The following is a 14,454-nucleotide window of genomic DNA, read 5'->3' on the forward strand; positions in this document are numbered from 1 at the left end:
AAAATTTCATTACATGAAAAATTCACAACAGAAAGCCTTTTTCTGTGCTTCCCCTAGGTTAACGCGTATCCACACGATTTCTTGCTCGCCCTCTTTGAAGATAGATAAAAGGGAGGCAAAGCGGAGAAAGATGGCAGAACCCGAACATAAGTTTTATAATACTAGATATATAGGTTCTGACAGGAGGGGAATGAACGTGGCTTTTATGATTGCACAGCGGGCATTTATCAAGCTTTATCTGATTACGATGGTTGAACAGCACAGGGGGTATGGTTACGAGATGCTGGAGGCGATGAAGCAGGAATTCAAAGACTACGGTTATGTACCACCCCAGAGCGAGGTATATCGGGCATTACATGAATTGGTACAACAGGGTGTATTTTATCGCACGAAGAAGCTGAAGGGTAACGATCCAAAGGTCGATTTTCAGGAAATCGTTTTATATCATTTCACGGATGATGGTGCGGAAAAAGCTGAGTTATACAAGAAACAGGTCAAAACGGATCTGGATCGTTGTCTCGGCATGTTACACAAGGCAGAAGAGGACAATTACGGTACGAAAGGAAGATGAGCATGAACAGACAGTTACAGTGGGGTGTACTAGGTACGTCAACCATTGCCAAAAATGCAGTCATTCCAGCGATCCAGCAGTCCGAACGTGGTGAGGTGTTGGCAATTGCCAGCCGTAGCAAGGAAAAAGCGGGAACCCTTGCCGAAGAACTCGGCATTGCCAGATCGTATGGCAGTTATGAAGAGCTCATCGCTGATCCGGACATTGAAGCCGTCTATATTCCTTTGCCTAACCATATGCACAAAGAATGGACCATCAAAGCGGCACAGGCTGGCAAACACGTGTTGTGTGAGAAACCGGCTGCCCTGAATGCTGATGAATCGGCAGAAATGATTGAGGTATGTCATCAGCAAGGCGTTCTTTTTGCAGAAGCAATTATGTATCGATATCATCCCAAGCACAGACGTGTACAAGAGATTATAGCTAGTGGAGAGATTGGCATCGTCAGAGCCATCCATGGTAACTTTACCTGTAATACCGCTGATGACAAGGAGAATGTAAGGTTCAAAAGAGAGATGGGCGGCGGATCATTATTCGATCTTGGCGTGTATCCGATCTCGGCGGCCCGGATGTATCTGGGACAGGAACCGGAAGCGGTAACAGTTCACGCTCTATTCTCGGACGAGCATGATGGCGTGGATATGATGGCGTCGGGACTGGTAGAATTTCCGAATTCGGTAGCTTTAACTTTTGACTGTGGCATGTGGGCTTCAGGTCGAGCGGAGATGGAGATTCTCGGGACGGAAGGGCGGATTGAACTGCCAAAAGTGTTTGGCTGGGAGAACAGTGATATTCCACCTCAGATTATTGTGCACACGGATTCGGTCAGTCGTGAGGAGCGTGTATCCGTGTCGAATTCCTATGTGCTTCAGGTGGAGACGTTTGCAACGGCTGTGCTTGAAGGAGAGGCCTTACCTTTCAGTCCGGAAAATACTATTCAAAACATGCGCGTGATTGATGCGTGCCTGGAATCGGCTCGAACTCGTCAACGTGTGCAACTGATCGATTAGATTAGGTTAAGTCAGTTTACACATACTAGAAAACGCAGACTCCATCTTTAGGATGAGAGTCTTTTTTTCTGTCTTAAAATGTTACCATTATAATATTTTACAATTTAAACGTCTGAATTTGATATTTATACCAAATTGATGTGATATAAATAGTCATGAGATGACTTGTTTACTATAATCTAGCAGAACGCACAACTAGAAAGTTACAGCTTGCACTTATGCATATCGTGACAACGTTCATCTACTTTGAAGGATCGGGAGGCCGGATTGATGAAAAAGTTGATATCCACCGCATTACTGGCATTGTTGTTAACGTTTGTTTTCCTCACAGGTTCACAGTTCACTCCAGTCGGACAGCAGAAGGCATCTGCTGCAACATGTACCATCATCAATACGTTTACAGGTGTAGCAAACTATTTGAGTGCAAACGGAACGTTGCCATGTAACTTTATTACCAAATCACAAGCAACAGGACTCGGCTGGGTAGCTTCACAAGGAAACTTGGCTGTAGTGGCTCCTGGGAAAAGCATCGGTGGAGACGTATTTGGCAATCGGGAGGGGCTTCTGCCTTCAGCAAGTGGACGTACATGGCGCGAAGCAGATATTAACTATACTTCCGGCTTCCGTAATTCGGATCGGATTGTGTACTCCAATGATGGACTCATCTACAAAACGACAGATCACTATGCATCATTTACACGTTTGAAATAGAGGAAGGAGCAGCCATGAACACCGTGATTCTGGATGGAGAAGACTTTGCTAGTAGCGCTGAACTTCATCAACAATTAAAGGATAAGCTGGCTCTGCCGGATTTTTATGGCGGTAATCTCGACGCTCTGTGGGATTGTCTGACGGGTACGATTGAACTTCCACTAGAGTTAAAATGGACCAACTATCAAATCAGCGAAGAACGACTAGGGAATGAAGCAGACCGGGTACGTGATTTGATGTTGGAGGTACAGGCTGAACAGTCTGGATTTCAATTGCATGTTGAGAAGTAGGCAGCAAATAAAGGCAGTTCAAATATAATCCGTCCAGCCGAGCAGACCACATGTGGTCTGTTTTTTTGTTATAGGAGATTGTTAAAAAGGTTGTTCAAAAAGTCTTTGTGTTGATTACGAATCATCTGAAAGTAGAGCGAGATTTTACTTTGTTTACTTGTCGTTAAAATTATTTTCACGAAGGTATTGATTTCTGCATAACTTACGTTAAAATAAAATTAACATGAAAAATATTTTAACGTTGAGGAGTGAAAAGGGATGAGCGATAACACAGCAGTTGGCAAGCAAGGTATGGGTGAGTTAATACGAATCAGACCGTACATGCAATTTATGCTTAGTAAAGTTGTATCCAGATTTGGTGATTCGATTGACTCGATTGCCTACAGTTGGATGGTGTACATTCTAACCGGTTCGAAAGTGTTGATGGGTACGTTGCTGGCGGTGAATTTTTTGCCCAATATCCTTCTGGGTCTGTTCGCCGGGGCTTTGGTTGATCGCATGTCTCCCAAAAAAGTGATTGTGATTACGAATACGGGTCGCGGGTTGTTGGTGGGTATTACAGCTCTGCTGTTTGGATTGGGCCAACTTGAAGTCTGGCATCTGTTTGTCATTACAATTCTGAATTCTCTGCTGGAATGTTTCACTACGCCTGCGGAAGTGTCCAGTGTCCCCAGATTGCTTCCCACATCGATGCTGCTTTCGGGTAATGCCATGTCCTCTTCCGCAACCAGAGTGGCCGAACTCGCAGGACTTGCAGTGGCGGGTGCCCTTATTGCTACAATAGGGATTGCCTGGACGATCTTGATTGATGCGGGGTTGTTTGCGCTAAGTGCTTTAATTATGAGCCGAGTAGGCTACCCTGAAGTCTTAACATCTGCTAACAATGAAGATAAAACATCAATTGAAATGAATTCTCATCTATCCGACAAAAGTAGCATATTTTCCGAAATGGCGGAAGCTTTTCATTTTCTCCGTAAACATGCCTTATTGTTAATTGTCTCCATCCTGTTTGCCTTCGTTAATTTCTGCCTGATGCCGTTTAATGTTCTCCGTACACCCTATGTCATTGAAACGTTGCATGCTGGCGCTGGGGGATTAAGTCTGCTCAGTGGGCTAATGGTGGGAGGTATGCTGCTTAGCGGTGTATGGTTGACACAAAGGGGAGCGAATTATCGTAAAAGTGTGCTGGTCATCAGCGGTATTGTCATGTTGGGTCTCAGTTATGCGATGACGGCACTACCCGCTTATATGACTTCCTTCCAACTGCCGGTTGCAGCGGCCTTTTGTCTACTGATGGGTATGGGGATCCCTCTCGCTACAACACCGCTGGCTACCTATCTTATGGAAGTTACCCCCTCGGAGATGCTGGGCAGAGTGTATGCCCTTCAGACTATGCTTGTCTTGAGTGTTGCGCCCCTTGGCAGTCTGGTTTCGGGAGCACTTGCAGATTGGTTGACTATGCCTGTTCTTTTTATCGTCTTTGGTATTATGCTTGCCATGTCAGCAGGTATGCTGTTATTTAGCAAAAGTTTTCGAAGTGCTCTGTGAAGATATTCAGATGTGATCATTAGCCGATTTTCTGCATCAAGTCATTTCTCGCTCGTTTTGACCGAAGTCCTGACGCAACGTTATAATAGAGATATCGATGGACAACAGGTACCCCGGAAATGAGGATACAGGGATGGCGCGCAAGGTTCTTTCAACAATTGAAGAAATTAAAATCTACTCCGATCCGTATCGGATACAGATCATGAATATGTTTAACAAGCAGGGCAGACCATCCACTGTCAAAGAGATCGCCGACCAGATGGGTGAGGTGCCAGCCAAAGTTCACTATCATGTGAAAAAGCTGGAGAAAATTGGTCTGCTGACCATCGTTTCCACGCGTGAGATTAATGGGATTATCGCAAAATATTATGAACCATTCACCGGAGAGATCCATCTCCGTCATGAAGATGAAGACAAGGAAAACTCACCATTGAAACAGGTGTTTCGGTCCGAGACGCTCAAATTATTAAATGAAATGTTCGAACAGAGTCGTCAGCGATTCATGCATCAGGCGGAAAACGAAGATCGGATGTTTCTCTCGGACATCACGCTGTATGCAACCCGTGAGGAAGTAGAGCAGTTGTATAAAAACATCATAAAACTCTGTGAACCCTATACTACAAAAGAGAATCGACAAGGGGAACATGAGGTCTTTCAGTTATTCTCTGCTCTCTCTAAACCTATAGTGAAAATACCTGCTTCTAAGACAGATGCAAAAGAGAAAAAGAAAGCTACGTCTGATAAGGGTAAAGCAACTCCGAAAACGTCTCGATCTGTGTCTAAGCGGCAGGAATCTGCATCATCTGGTAGTGAGTCGGAAGAATAAATGGATGGAATACATGGGTTCAGCGTTATCGCTGGAAGCAAGTAACCGCAAACGTGAGAGACTGCTTAGAAGAAAACTAGAAAAAGCCGCCCAATGGCGGCTTTTTAATGCGTGATAAGGAAGGCTAATGGTAGAGCAGCCTATTGAATCCAATTCAATTTTGACGCTTCCCGTTTCAGTTCATAACGAAGTTACATGTTCTCATCGTAGCCCTTCACATCACGTTTGGCTGCGGTTGCGGGGGAGTTGGATGTACCATATTCTTCGACCGCTTCCCAGGCATCTGCGTTATCGAACTTGCCAGCCCGTTGCTGTCTTCCTTCTCCAGCACCACTCGGAGGCATGGTCATTACCTCTTCTTCAACGGGCCGATCGTTGCTGATCTCCCGATTAGGTGTGTCGTCAATACAGTAAGCCGTATAGGGGATAGCTTCAAGTCGTTCGAAGGGAATATCTTCGCCGCACGTTACACAGGTTCCATATGTACCTTGCTCCATACGTTCCAATGCGTCGTTCACTTGATTGAATTCGTCTGTTAATGTATCGTCGATCGCCAGATCACGGCTACGTTCAAATGTTTCCGTACCAGCATCTGCCGGATGATTATCATAGGAGGACAACTCACCGGTTGAATCTTTCAGCGACTCGACTGGAGCACCGTCTTCCATGCTGGATTCAAAATGATGCTGCAAGTTTTCACGTTGCTGCAAAAGGGCGTTTTTCAGTATTTGATGTTGATCTTTCGTTAATGTACTCATAAGGACATGCTCCTTTCCCGTTGTGGGGTGTAGTGAGTCTTTACCCGAAATGGATGAAAAGCAATCATTTTCGTGAGGAATAGGGCTGTATCGTTTTATATCTGACGGATTATGTGTTATAAAAAATAGAGAGAGAAAATGCCGTATGTTCTTCACAGGAAATAGAAACACGGCTTGGCTTATAATGGAGGTTGTCAATATGGATGAACATATGAAACGAAGATTGGATAAACAGAGACAATTGTTTAAACAATTGGGTGTGCAGCTAGATGCGTTATCGATACATGAAAAACAATTTAATTATAAACTTCGTGGCTATGATCCGGATGAGGTAGATGCTTATCTTGACCTAGTCATCAAAGATTACGAACGTTTCTATGCCAATATCGCAGATCTGATGGACAAATGGCAAGAACAGCAGTTAACGATCCGCGATCTTAAGTCGTCCGCGAAACCGGTGGAAGATCCAACCAAGATTGATCGCAAACAACTGGATGATATTGTGAAACAACTGGAATACAGTGTGCGACAGCTCAAGATCAGAGCACGTCCCGAAAAGGATCTGTTCTCTGAATAAGGTCGGCATGTCCTGGATTATATTAAATAAAGGTGGTTAATCATGAGTACTCATTTTTCGGTCAGTGTGCATTGTTTGTTGTTATTGTCACTCAGCGCGCCTGAACGAATCACGTCTGCACATATTGCAGGTAGCGTGAATACCAACCCTGTCGTCGTCAGACGTATTCTGGGCGGGCTGAAAAAGGCAGGATTGGTGAACTCCTCTCCTGGAACAAGAGGTTTCTACTTAGCGAAGCCATCAAGTGAAATCACATTAGCCATGATCTATCAGGCTGCCAAGGACGAAGGTCCATTGTTCCCGATTCACGGCAATTGTAACCCGGATTGTGAAGTGGGCTTGCATATAGACAGCTTGCTGACCAATCTGTATCAGGTTGCCGAGGCGAAGGTGGAGCAGTTCTTTGCATCCATTACACTTGAAGATATGGAACGTTCCTGTGCCCAGATGCAAGCTGTTCCATCACAGACAGAGTAGTTTGCAGTAAGACGAAAAGTTCATGTTGGTTTTCAGTACCGAGAAGATGGGATGAAGCTAGAAATGGAGTAGCGGAGCGTAGGAAACTACGTGAGCAACTACAATGTTTCCTAAGGAAACAACCTTCGTAAGCATATGCTTATTTCGGCTGAATTCCATATTCGATGTTGCGATGCCGTTAGGCATCCTTCGTAATCAAAAGTGGACTTTTTGAACGACCTCTTAAAGAAAAGGTGGGTTGTTATATGAAAATTGTAGTCATCTCCGACACGCATTGTTCACGTAAATCACGGAAGTTACCGACTAGGCTCCTGGATGTATTGCCGAGTGCAGATCTCATTCTTCATGCCGGTGACTGGTCGGATTGGAGTGTATACCCATTGCTTAGTGAGTATGCACCAGTTGAAGGGGTAGCGGGTAATACAGACCCGTCCGAAATCGCTGAAAAATTGGGGTATTCCCGTATTGTTGAAGTGGAAGGACTTCGTTTGGGTCTTGTACACGGTCATCTGGGATCAAAGGGTACGGAGCAGAATGCAATTCATACGTTTGCAGGCCAGCATGTGGATGCTGTGATCTACGGACACTCACATATCCCGGTGATGCATACCGTCGATAACACGCTGGTATTTAATCCGGGGTCGCCTACGGATAAACGTTTTCAGAAGCAATACTCATTTGGCATCATGACAATAGATCAGGGGAAAATACAGGCTGAACACGTGTTCTTTGATCGGGATTAGAGAGATATGCGCTGGTTGCAAGTTGGACGAGTACAAGAGCCAGAACCAACTACTGAAGTGGCGACTGGATAACTGATAGGGAACCTTTTCCTCAAATTTCATCTTATAGATAAAAAAGATTATTGTACAAGGCATCTTTGAACAGAATTGAAATCTGTTCCAAGGATGTCTTTTTTGATTTGAGATCACATCATTCTTTTGGAAGTTATCTCTGAATGGGGAATGTGCTCAGTTCGTTATCTGTCATTCATCTGTTGGCCTTTTCCCCTATGGTGACGTTCAGTGGAGTGATACAATGCCTTTACGACATGAAATGAATACGTTTACATAAGGAGATGGATCATGATGAAACTGTCTGTATTCACGGTGGCTACCCCTGATCTGAATGCAGAAGAACTGGCATCGGCTGCGGCAGCAGCGGGAATTGATGGAATTGAGTGGAGATTCCGTGGTATTCCTGAAGATGCTATATCTGAAGAGCCTTCTTACTGGAGAAATAATCGATGCTCGGTAGATCCGAGCCGCTGGGAGGAACAGGTTCCTGTTTTTCGTGAAGCAGCGTTAGGGCAAGGTAGAAAATCCATCGCACTTGTACCGTATCTGAACTGTGGAGATCTGTCTGCGACAGAGCAGGCATTTCAGGCTGCGGCTGGATTGGGAGCATCTATGATGCGTGTAGGTGTTCCTGGATATGATCGCAAGACCAGTTATCCTGAGTTGTATCGTAAAGCCGTTGATTACCTGAGTGAAGTACAGGATTTGGCCAAACAGTACAACATCAAGGCGATTGTAGAGACACATCATCAGACGATAGCACCGACGGCCTCGCTGGCCTATCGGCTTGTGCAATCGCTCGACCCGCAGCATGTGGGTGTATTGTACGATCCAGGCAATATGGTGCATGAAGGATATGAGAATCATCGGATGGGACTTGAGTTGCTGGGGCCTTATCTGGCTCACGTACATGTAAAAAATGCCGGGTGGTTTGAACCAGAAGGGAAAGATTCACAAAAGGCTAATGTGACTGAGAAGAGCAGCGGAGTGGCTCTGAATACAGCCTGGAAATGTCACTGGATGCCGCTGACTGAAGGCATGGTCGATTGGGTACAGATGGTGCGGGATCTTCGTGCCGTCGGGTATGACGGATATTACGGAATAGAGGACTTTAGTGGTGCCTTGGAATCCAAGGCGATGTTACAGCATTTTGCAGACGTTTTCGCCGAAATTGAGCGTCGTGTGGACGAGGAGGAGCAGTCATGAGTATCGTACGAGTAGCGGTGATTGGCATTGGAAACATGGGGGCAGCACATGCCAGAACGTTGGTGGCTGGAGAAGTACCCGGTGCGGAACTGGTCGCCGTATGTGATGTAAGAAGAGAGATGGAGAGCTGGGTATCCAGTCATCTTCCGGCAACGGTCACCTATTGGCAGGATGCTGAGCAGATGATGGCTTCGGGTACGATTGATGCAGTCATTATTGCAACGCCTCACTATGACCATCCGGAACAAGCCATTCAGGCGTTCCAGCATGGTTTGCATGTCATGATCGAGAAGCCGGCCGGTGTGTATACAAAACAGGTACGCAAGATGAATGAAGCGGCCGCAGCCAGCGGTAAAGTCTTTTCCATGATGTACAACCAGCGGACCAACCCACTCTACATTAAGCTTAGAGACTTAATCGCTTCGGGAGAACTAGGAGAGGTACGGCGTACCAATTGGATTATTACGAACTGGTACCGATCCCAAAGTTACTATGATTCCGGCGGCTGGCGGGCAACTTGGGCAGGGGAAGGTGGCGGTGTACTGATTAACCAGGACCCGCATCAACTGGATCTGTGGCAGTGGACCATCGGCATGATGCCGGTGCGAATGCGTGCTTTCTGTTCGTTTGGCAAGTATCGGAACATTGAAGTGGAAGATGATGTAACGGCTTATGTGGAGTATGAAAATGGAGCAACAGGTGTCTTTGTAACGACTACGGGTGAAGCACCGGGTACAAACCGATTTGAGGTCAACGGAGACCGAGGTAAAATCGTGATCGAAGACGGAAAACTTACGTTCTGGCGACTTCGGGAATCTGAGCCTGAATTCAATCAGCGGTTTACCGGAGGTTTTGGACAGCCAGAATGCTGGAAATGTGAGATTCCGATTACAGGTGTGGAAACGGGTCACCCGGGTCTGATACGCAACTGGGTTGATGCGATTCGTACAGGCGCACCACTTATTGCTCCCGGTGAGGATGGTATACACGGATTAACATTGTCAAACGCTATGCTGCTGTCCACCTGGACGGATAACTGGGTGGATCTGCCGATCGATGAGGATCTGTTCTACGAGCATCTGCAGGAACGCATTGCTGGATCAACAACGAAGAAAGACAAGGCATTCAGTGGCAGTCAACCTGCTGATTTGAGTCAGACGTTTAAATGAAGACGATTTTGTATAAAACGAGTTCATTGTAATCAACATTTTATAATAAGGATGGGATGACATGGCTAAAGATGGAATGTTCTATGCACCAAAAAGTGTTACAAAAGAGGTCGTATGTGGTCCGGGTGAGTTCACGATTGCTGCAGTTGCGCTGGATCATGGACACATCTACGGCATGGTTGGGGCATTGTTGGAGGCTGGAGCTACTCTCAAGTGGGTGTATGATCCGGACCCGGCGAAGGTAGAGGCATTTCGGAAGCAGTTCCCACAGGCTCAAGTCGCTGGATCTGAAGCAGAGGTGCTTGCAGATGATGAGGTGTTATTGGTGGCAAGTGCAGCGATCACTTCAGATCGTGCACCGCTTGGCATGAGAGTTCTGGCCGCAGGCAAGGATTATTTTACAGACAAAGCACCGTTTACCACACTGGAGCAATTAAAGCTTGCACGAGAAGAAGTGAAGCGAACAGGCAAAAAGTACATGGTGTATTACAGTGAACGACTGCATGTAGAAAGTGCGATCTATGCGGGGCAGCTTATCGAACAAGGGGCAATCGGCAAAGTAGTGCAAGTTATGGGTACAGGCCCGCATCGCCTGAATGCTGGAGGAAGACCCGACTGGTTCTTCAAGCATGAGCAGTATGGCGGCATTCTCTGTGATATCGGGAGTCACCAGATCGAACAATTCCTGACGTTTGCATCATGTACGGACGCTGAGGTAGGGTTCAGTCGTGTGCATAACTTCAATCACCCACAGTTCCCGGAACTGGAAGACTTCGGCGAAGCTTCTCTGATCGGGGACAACGGAGCGTCCGGTTACTTCCGAGTGGATTGGTTCACACCCGATGGTCTGGGCACATGGGGCGATGGGCGTACAGTTATTCTGGGAACGGACGGTTATATTGAGCTGCGGAAGTATATCGACATCGCAAGGGAACCTCAGGGGGATCAGGTGTACCTGGTCAATCATGAAGGGGAGTACCGCTACAATGTAAAAGGCAAGGTCGGTTATCCGTTCTTCGGTCAGCTCATCCGCGATTGCCTGGACCGGACCGAGACAGCCATGACACAAGAACATGCATTCAAAGCGGCAGAACTCTGTCTGATTGCACAGCATAAAGCGATGAGCGAACGCGTGGTGTGGAGTAGTGGAGCGAAGTAAATGTTTTAGGTAAAGGAGAGCAAAGGTTGGTTACTATAGATTATCCGTAAATCTTCTTTTGTTGAGTGAAGAAAGAGCAGCCCAAATGTTAAACTGCATCCAAAAGGTTAGTCTTTTCTAACAAATGGAGCAGTTCGCACTGGGGCTGCTTTTTTGAGTACGTTCGTGACTTCGCAGATGGATTAATATGGGTTATATTATAAGTAGTTCGGATATTCGTTAAAAAGAGAAGTGTATACGAAGTTCGTAGATATGATGTTATACGACAGAATCAACAAATAGAAAAATCTTGAAAAGGAACTCTTGTTCTCTTTTTTAGTAGGTGCTAGAATATATTTGAAATCAAATTATGATAACGGAGGTGAATTTTCATGGCGGTTAAACATATTCCAACAAATATTGTGCACAGTGGAAGTAAAGGGTGGAACTACTGGATGTGGCACGAATACCAATGAACATTCGGATCATTGGATGAGTACTGGTGCAATTGTTACTTGCAATAAAAATGGTTGTAAGAACTAAAAACGATAAAACAATGACTGCCTGCGATGAGTGTTAGGGCAGTCATTGTTTTAAACTGAAGAAGATGAATAATAAAGGTATATTCGAGAAGAGATTTCTAGTCGTATAACATAATATCCAAGCACCGAATCCTTGGGGGCCTTGGTCTGCTGGATGGATTTCCAAGAGGTACATCGGCAGAGAATCCCGTTAGAGTTATTAATACAGGAACGTTATAGAATAGAATCAAATGAAAAGAGAGCCGTTTGGCTTTCAATTAGAATTTATATTTAATTCATTATGTAATTGAAGGGCATCTTTAAAACCTTGTAAGTAGATTTCACGTTCTAGAATTGTTTGAACTGAGAGGTCTGCATCATCGTAAAGAAATAGAGTTTTATGCATATCCTGAGGTAGAAGTTCATGTAACTGTTTGAAGTAAAGATTTCGCTCAGAAGAGAATTGATTGTAAATAGTGTTGTTCTTGAGAAGGTCGCTATATAAGGCTTCAATTCGGTTACGTATCAACGAATCAAGTAAGACTTCTAAAGAATTGTACATAAATGATCACCGTCCATTATATTTTATTTTGCGAACAAAAATTTAACTTATTGAATATTATTTTATCATAATGAAAATTATAGTCAAGACATATCAAAGATATTTTTGATTAAAAAAATATATTTTCATATAATTAAAGAAAAATTCAATTTGGATACAAAGGAGTACCAGATGATAAGTTATAAACCATTCCAAAAATTATTGATTGACAGGGAGATTAAGAAACAAGATTTATTAAGAATGACGGGAATTTCATCGGCAACGATGGCAAAGCTCAACACAAATGAGTATGTATCTTTAGAAGTCATTGATAAATTATGTACGGCATTGGAATGCCAACCTGGAGATCTTTTGGAACATCTAACAGACCAATGAAAGAATAGAATGTAAGAGGATGTTGGTTAACTCGAAGATTCGATTCCGCCGTATAACATAATATTCAAGCTGTAGCTTCTTTAGAGCTTTGGTCTTGTGGAAGCGTTTCAGCAGACACATCCGACTTCGTCGGACGTCTTGAATACAACAACGTAAGACGAAATTTATTGAGGAGAGAAAATATGAAAAGAAGACCCTCACGAAATGCTGAATGTCCATGTGGAAGTGAAAAGAAATTCAAAAAATGTTGTATTAATAAAAATTTCAGTTGGATTTTAGATGATGACGGCATTTATAAACGTTCAATACCTATCAAAGATCCAGATATGATTGCAGCTATGGAGGAACATGAGAAAAGATTCATTGAGATATATGGTAGAGAACCAAAGGACGACGACCTTTTCTTCTATGATCAATATGTATCACCAATGGATGAATATGAAGTTGAAAACATGACGGTGAAATTATTAGAAGAAATAAACGCAGACCCAGCATTTATCTATGCCTATAAGAAGACTGGTAGATTAGTAGTCAAAGAGTACGAAGGGAATTTAACTGATGCAGAGTTAAGTGAATGGCGTAGTGCCTTGGCAGAGTACTATGATTTGAATGAGGAACTTCAATTTGAAGAAGTTGTATCAGATAGTGAGCAAAATAGTTTACTGGTAGAATTTGAATCTGCACTCTACTTGTTTGGAATGATCATTGCAAAGTATGACCAAGTTAAGGGGATAGACCTCACTCATAATGATTTTATTATGTTTTGTGTCACTAAATCGTTTAAGACCTTTAAATCTATTCAAGTTCAATTAAAAGCCGGACTGATTGAAGATTCACTCAATCTATTAAGATCGGTTTATGAAAACTATCTTAACATAATATATGTTTTAAGATATCCCGAAAGATTAGATGATTTGGTGGCAGCAAGAATCGGTATGGAAGAAGGAACCCACCAGTATTTAATTCATAGTAATGGTAAGTTTGATAAGAGGACTATCGTTGATAAAGTAACTGGGCAACAATATATAGGTCATATCTCTAATTATTCAATGGCCACTGCAAGTCCCTATAAAGAGGATATTTTTATCTTTGATAAATTGTATGAAAAACTATCGAGATTCACTCATCCAAACATATTAGTTTCTAAGCACTATATAAGTAACGAAAAATTTAATCCTCACCATCGGGGCAAATCTGACGATGCAATTATACTTTCTATATTTATTAGCATACTTCTGTTAGAGCAACTGCTGGCTATCAACGCAGACGAACAAATGCAACAAGATATAAGAAACCGTCTAGTAAAAATGAAAAATATTATTACAGAAATATTTAGTGATTTTGTTACTGAAGAAGATGAGAAGTATATTCTTGAAAAATCAATTTATGAAAGAGTCAATAATATTGGGTGAACTCGATGAGGATCCAATAAACTTCGTCCAACAACATTTTTACGCTTTTGCCCATTCTGCTCTCGGTCCGGCCTGATGAAGAAAAGATATGGATGATTTCAGTCGGACACATCTTTTCCCTAAGATAAGAGCTATCTAAGGGGAAAGGTGTCGTGAACACAAGAACGTTATATGACAGAATCAAATGAAAAGAGAGCCGTTTGGCTCTAATTAGAATTTATATTTAATTCATTATGTAATTGAAGAATATCTTTAAAACCCTTGCAAGTAGATTTCACGAATGCCAACCTGGAGATCTTTTGGAACATCTAACAGACCAATGAAAGAACAGAGTATAAGAGGATGTTGGTTAACTCGAAGATGTGATTCCGTCGTATAACATAATATTCAAGCTGCGGCTCCTCTGGAGCCTTGGTCTGCTGGATGAATTCTGTGGAAGCATTTCAGCAGACAACCCCTTCGGGGATCGTGAATACAGGAACGTTATATGAAATCTGTGTAGAGCT

The 14,454-nt window shown here is 43.6% G+C and carries 16 protein-coding genes; 14 read left to right on the forward strand and 2 right to left on the reverse strand.

The features are described from left to right. The first annotated feature begins 196 nt into the window (after positions 1-196). The 6 genes from J2Z28_RS27640 to J2Z28_RS27665 all read left to right on the forward strand — a co-directional run bounded on the left by J2Z28_RS27640 (position 197) and on the right by J2Z28_RS27665 (position 4,956). On the forward strand, positions 197-571 hold the full coding sequence (locus tag J2Z28_RS27640) for a replication termination protein (protein WP_036609188.1): 375 nt from the start codon (positions 197-199) through the stop codon (positions 569-571). A gap of 2 nt (positions 572-573) precedes the next feature. Beyond that, entirely contained in the window at positions 574-1,581 is a 1,008-nt protein-coding gene (locus J2Z28_RS27645; protein ID WP_211085338.1) for a Gfo/Idh/MocA family protein, read from the forward strand. Between the two features lie 270 nt (positions 1,582-1,851). After that, positions 1,852-2,292, forward strand: a complete 441-nt coding sequence (locus J2Z28_RS27650; RefSeq protein WP_017689059.1) for a ribonuclease — start codon at positions 1,852-1,854, stop codon at positions 2,290-2,292. Positions 2,293-2,306: 14 nt separating this feature from the next. Continuing rightward, complete coding sequence (locus J2Z28_RS27655; RefSeq protein ID WP_211085339.1) at positions 2,307-2,582, forward strand: barstar family protein; 276 nt, start codon at positions 2,307-2,309, stop codon at positions 2,580-2,582. Between the two features lie 258 nt (positions 2,583-2,840). Next, entirely contained in the window at positions 2,841-4,130 is a 1,290-nt protein-coding gene (locus J2Z28_RS27660; protein ID WP_211085340.1) for an MFS transporter, read from the forward strand. A 133-nt stretch (positions 4,131-4,263) separates the two neighbouring features. Then, entirely contained in the window at positions 4,264-4,956 is a 693-nt protein-coding gene (locus J2Z28_RS27665; protein ID WP_211085341.1) for an ArsR/SmtB family transcription factor, read from the forward strand. 191 nt (positions 4,957-5,147) lie between these two features. On the opposite strand, the gene J2Z28_RS27670 is transcribed toward J2Z28_RS27665, so the two are convergent. Then, positions 5,148-5,714 carry a TraR/DksA C4-type zinc finger protein gene (locus tag J2Z28_RS27670; protein WP_211085342.1) on the reverse strand — a complete coding sequence of 189 codons (567 nt, stop codon included), beginning with the start codon at positions 5,712-5,714 and terminating at the stop codon, positions 5,148-5,150. A 199-nt stretch (positions 5,715-5,913) separates the two neighbouring features. On the opposite strand from J2Z28_RS27670, the gene J2Z28_RS27675 reads away from it, so the two are divergent. The 6 genes from J2Z28_RS27675 (at position 5,914) to J2Z28_RS27700 (ending at position 11,099) form a co-directional block, all read left to right on the forward strand. Then, on the forward strand, positions 5,914-6,291 hold the full coding sequence (locus J2Z28_RS27675; protein WP_017689054.1) for a DivIVA domain-containing protein: 378 nt from the start codon (positions 5,914-5,916) through the stop codon (positions 6,289-6,291). Positions 6,292-6,333: 42 nt separating this feature from the next. Continuing rightward, the gene (locus J2Z28_RS27680; RefSeq protein WP_211085343.1) at positions 6,334-6,768 is read left to right on the forward strand and encodes an Rrf2 family transcriptional regulator; all 435 of its coding nucleotides are present in this window, start codon (positions 6,334-6,336) and stop codon (positions 6,766-6,768) included. A 245-nt stretch (positions 6,769-7,013) separates the two neighbouring features. Further along, complete coding sequence (locus tag J2Z28_RS27685) at positions 7,014-7,511, forward strand: metallophosphoesterase family protein (RefSeq protein ID WP_211085344.1); 498 nt, start codon at positions 7,014-7,016, stop codon at positions 7,509-7,511. Positions 7,512-7,856: 345 nt separating this feature from the next. Next, the gene (locus tag J2Z28_RS27690; RefSeq protein ID WP_211085361.1) at positions 7,857-8,771 is read left to right on the forward strand and encodes a sugar phosphate isomerase/epimerase family protein; all 915 of its coding nucleotides are present in this window, start codon (positions 7,857-7,859) and stop codon (positions 8,769-8,771) included. Then, on the forward strand, positions 8,768-9,940 hold the full coding sequence (locus tag J2Z28_RS27695) for a Gfo/Idh/MocA family protein (RefSeq protein ID WP_076330735.1): 1,173 nt from the start codon (positions 8,768-8,770) through the stop codon (positions 9,938-9,940). The genes J2Z28_RS27690 and J2Z28_RS27695 overlap by 4 nt, the downstream gene beginning before the upstream one ends. Before the next feature lie 61 nt (positions 9,941-10,001). Continuing rightward, a complete protein-coding gene (locus tag J2Z28_RS27700; protein WP_036609170.1) occupies positions 10,002-11,099 on the forward strand; it encodes a Gfo/Idh/MocA family protein in 1,098 nt (365 codons plus the stop codon). Between the two features lie 774 nt (positions 11,100-11,873). On the opposite strand, the gene J2Z28_RS31405 is transcribed toward J2Z28_RS27700, so the two are convergent. Then, entirely contained in the window at positions 11,874-12,161 is a 288-nt protein-coding gene (locus J2Z28_RS31405) for a hypothetical protein (RefSeq protein WP_244988569.1), read from the reverse strand. Positions 12,162-12,332: 171 nt separating this feature from the next. Here J2Z28_RS31405 and J2Z28_RS27705 point away from each other — a divergent pair, with 171 nt between their 5' ends. Both J2Z28_RS27705 and J2Z28_RS27710 read left to right on the forward strand, forming a co-directional pair. Continuing rightward, entirely contained in the window at positions 12,333-12,536 is a 204-nt protein-coding gene (locus J2Z28_RS27705) for a helix-turn-helix domain-containing protein (RefSeq protein ID WP_211085345.1), read from the forward strand. A gap of 182 nt (positions 12,537-12,718) precedes the next feature. After that, positions 12,719-13,948, forward strand: a complete 1,230-nt coding sequence (locus J2Z28_RS27710; protein WP_211085346.1) for a DUF5677 domain-containing protein — start codon at positions 12,719-12,721, stop codon at positions 13,946-13,948. Positions 13,949-14,454: the final 506 nt, after the last annotated feature.

This window comes from Paenibacillus xylanexedens (genome assembly GCF_017874615.1).
GTDB classification, from domain to species: Bacteria; Bacillota; Bacilli; order Paenibacillales; family Paenibacillaceae; genus Paenibacillus; species Paenibacillus xylanexedens.

Coding starts and splice junctions, on each gene's coding strand:
- J2Z28_RS27700 (WP_036609170.1), top strand. CDS start 10,002: ATGGCTAAAGATGGAATGTTCTATGCACCAAAAAGTGTTACAAAAGAG.
- J2Z28_RS27670 (WP_211085342.1), bottom strand. CDS start 5,714: ATGAGTACATTAACGAAAGATCAACATCAAATACTGAAAAACGCCCTT.
- J2Z28_RS27650 (WP_017689059.1), top strand. CDS start 1,852: ATGAAAAAGTTGATATCCACCGCATTACTGGCATTGTTGTTAACGTTT.
- J2Z28_RS27645 (WP_211085338.1), top strand. CDS start 574: ATGAACAGACAGTTACAGTGGGGTGTACTAGGTACGTCAACCATTGCC.
- J2Z28_RS27705 (WP_211085345.1), top strand. CDS start 12,333: ATGATAAGTTATAAACCATTCCAAAAATTATTGATTGACAGGGAGATT.
- J2Z28_RS27695 (WP_076330735.1), top strand. CDS start 8,768: ATGAGTATCGTACGAGTAGCGGTGATTGGCATTGGAAACATGGGGGCA.
- J2Z28_RS27665 (WP_211085341.1), top strand. CDS start 4,264: ATGGCGCGCAAGGTTCTTTCAACAATTGAAGAAATTAAAATCTACTCC.
- J2Z28_RS27675 (WP_017689054.1), top strand. CDS start 5,914: ATGGATGAACATATGAAACGAAGATTGGATAAACAGAGACAATTGTTT.
- J2Z28_RS27660 (WP_211085340.1), top strand. CDS start 2,841: ATGAGCGATAACACAGCAGTTGGCAAGCAAGGTATGGGTGAGTTAATA.
- J2Z28_RS27655 (WP_211085339.1), top strand. CDS start 2,307: ATGAACACCGTGATTCTGGATGGAGAAGACTTTGCTAGTAGCGCTGAA.
- J2Z28_RS27680 (WP_211085343.1), top strand. CDS start 6,334: ATGAGTACTCATTTTTCGGTCAGTGTGCATTGTTTGTTGTTATTGTCA.
- J2Z28_RS31405 (WP_244988569.1), bottom strand. CDS start 12,161: ATGTACAATTCTTTAGAAGTCTTACTTGATTCGTTGATACGTAACCGA.
- J2Z28_RS27685 (WP_211085344.1), top strand. CDS start 7,014: ATGAAAATTGTAGTCATCTCCGACACGCATTGTTCACGTAAATCACGG.
- J2Z28_RS27710 (WP_211085346.1), top strand. CDS start 12,719: ATGAAAAGAAGACCCTCACGAAATGCTGAATGTCCATGTGGAAGTGAA.
- J2Z28_RS27690 (WP_211085361.1), top strand. CDS start 7,857: ATGAAACTGTCTGTATTCACGGTGGCTACCCCTGATCTGAATGCAGAA.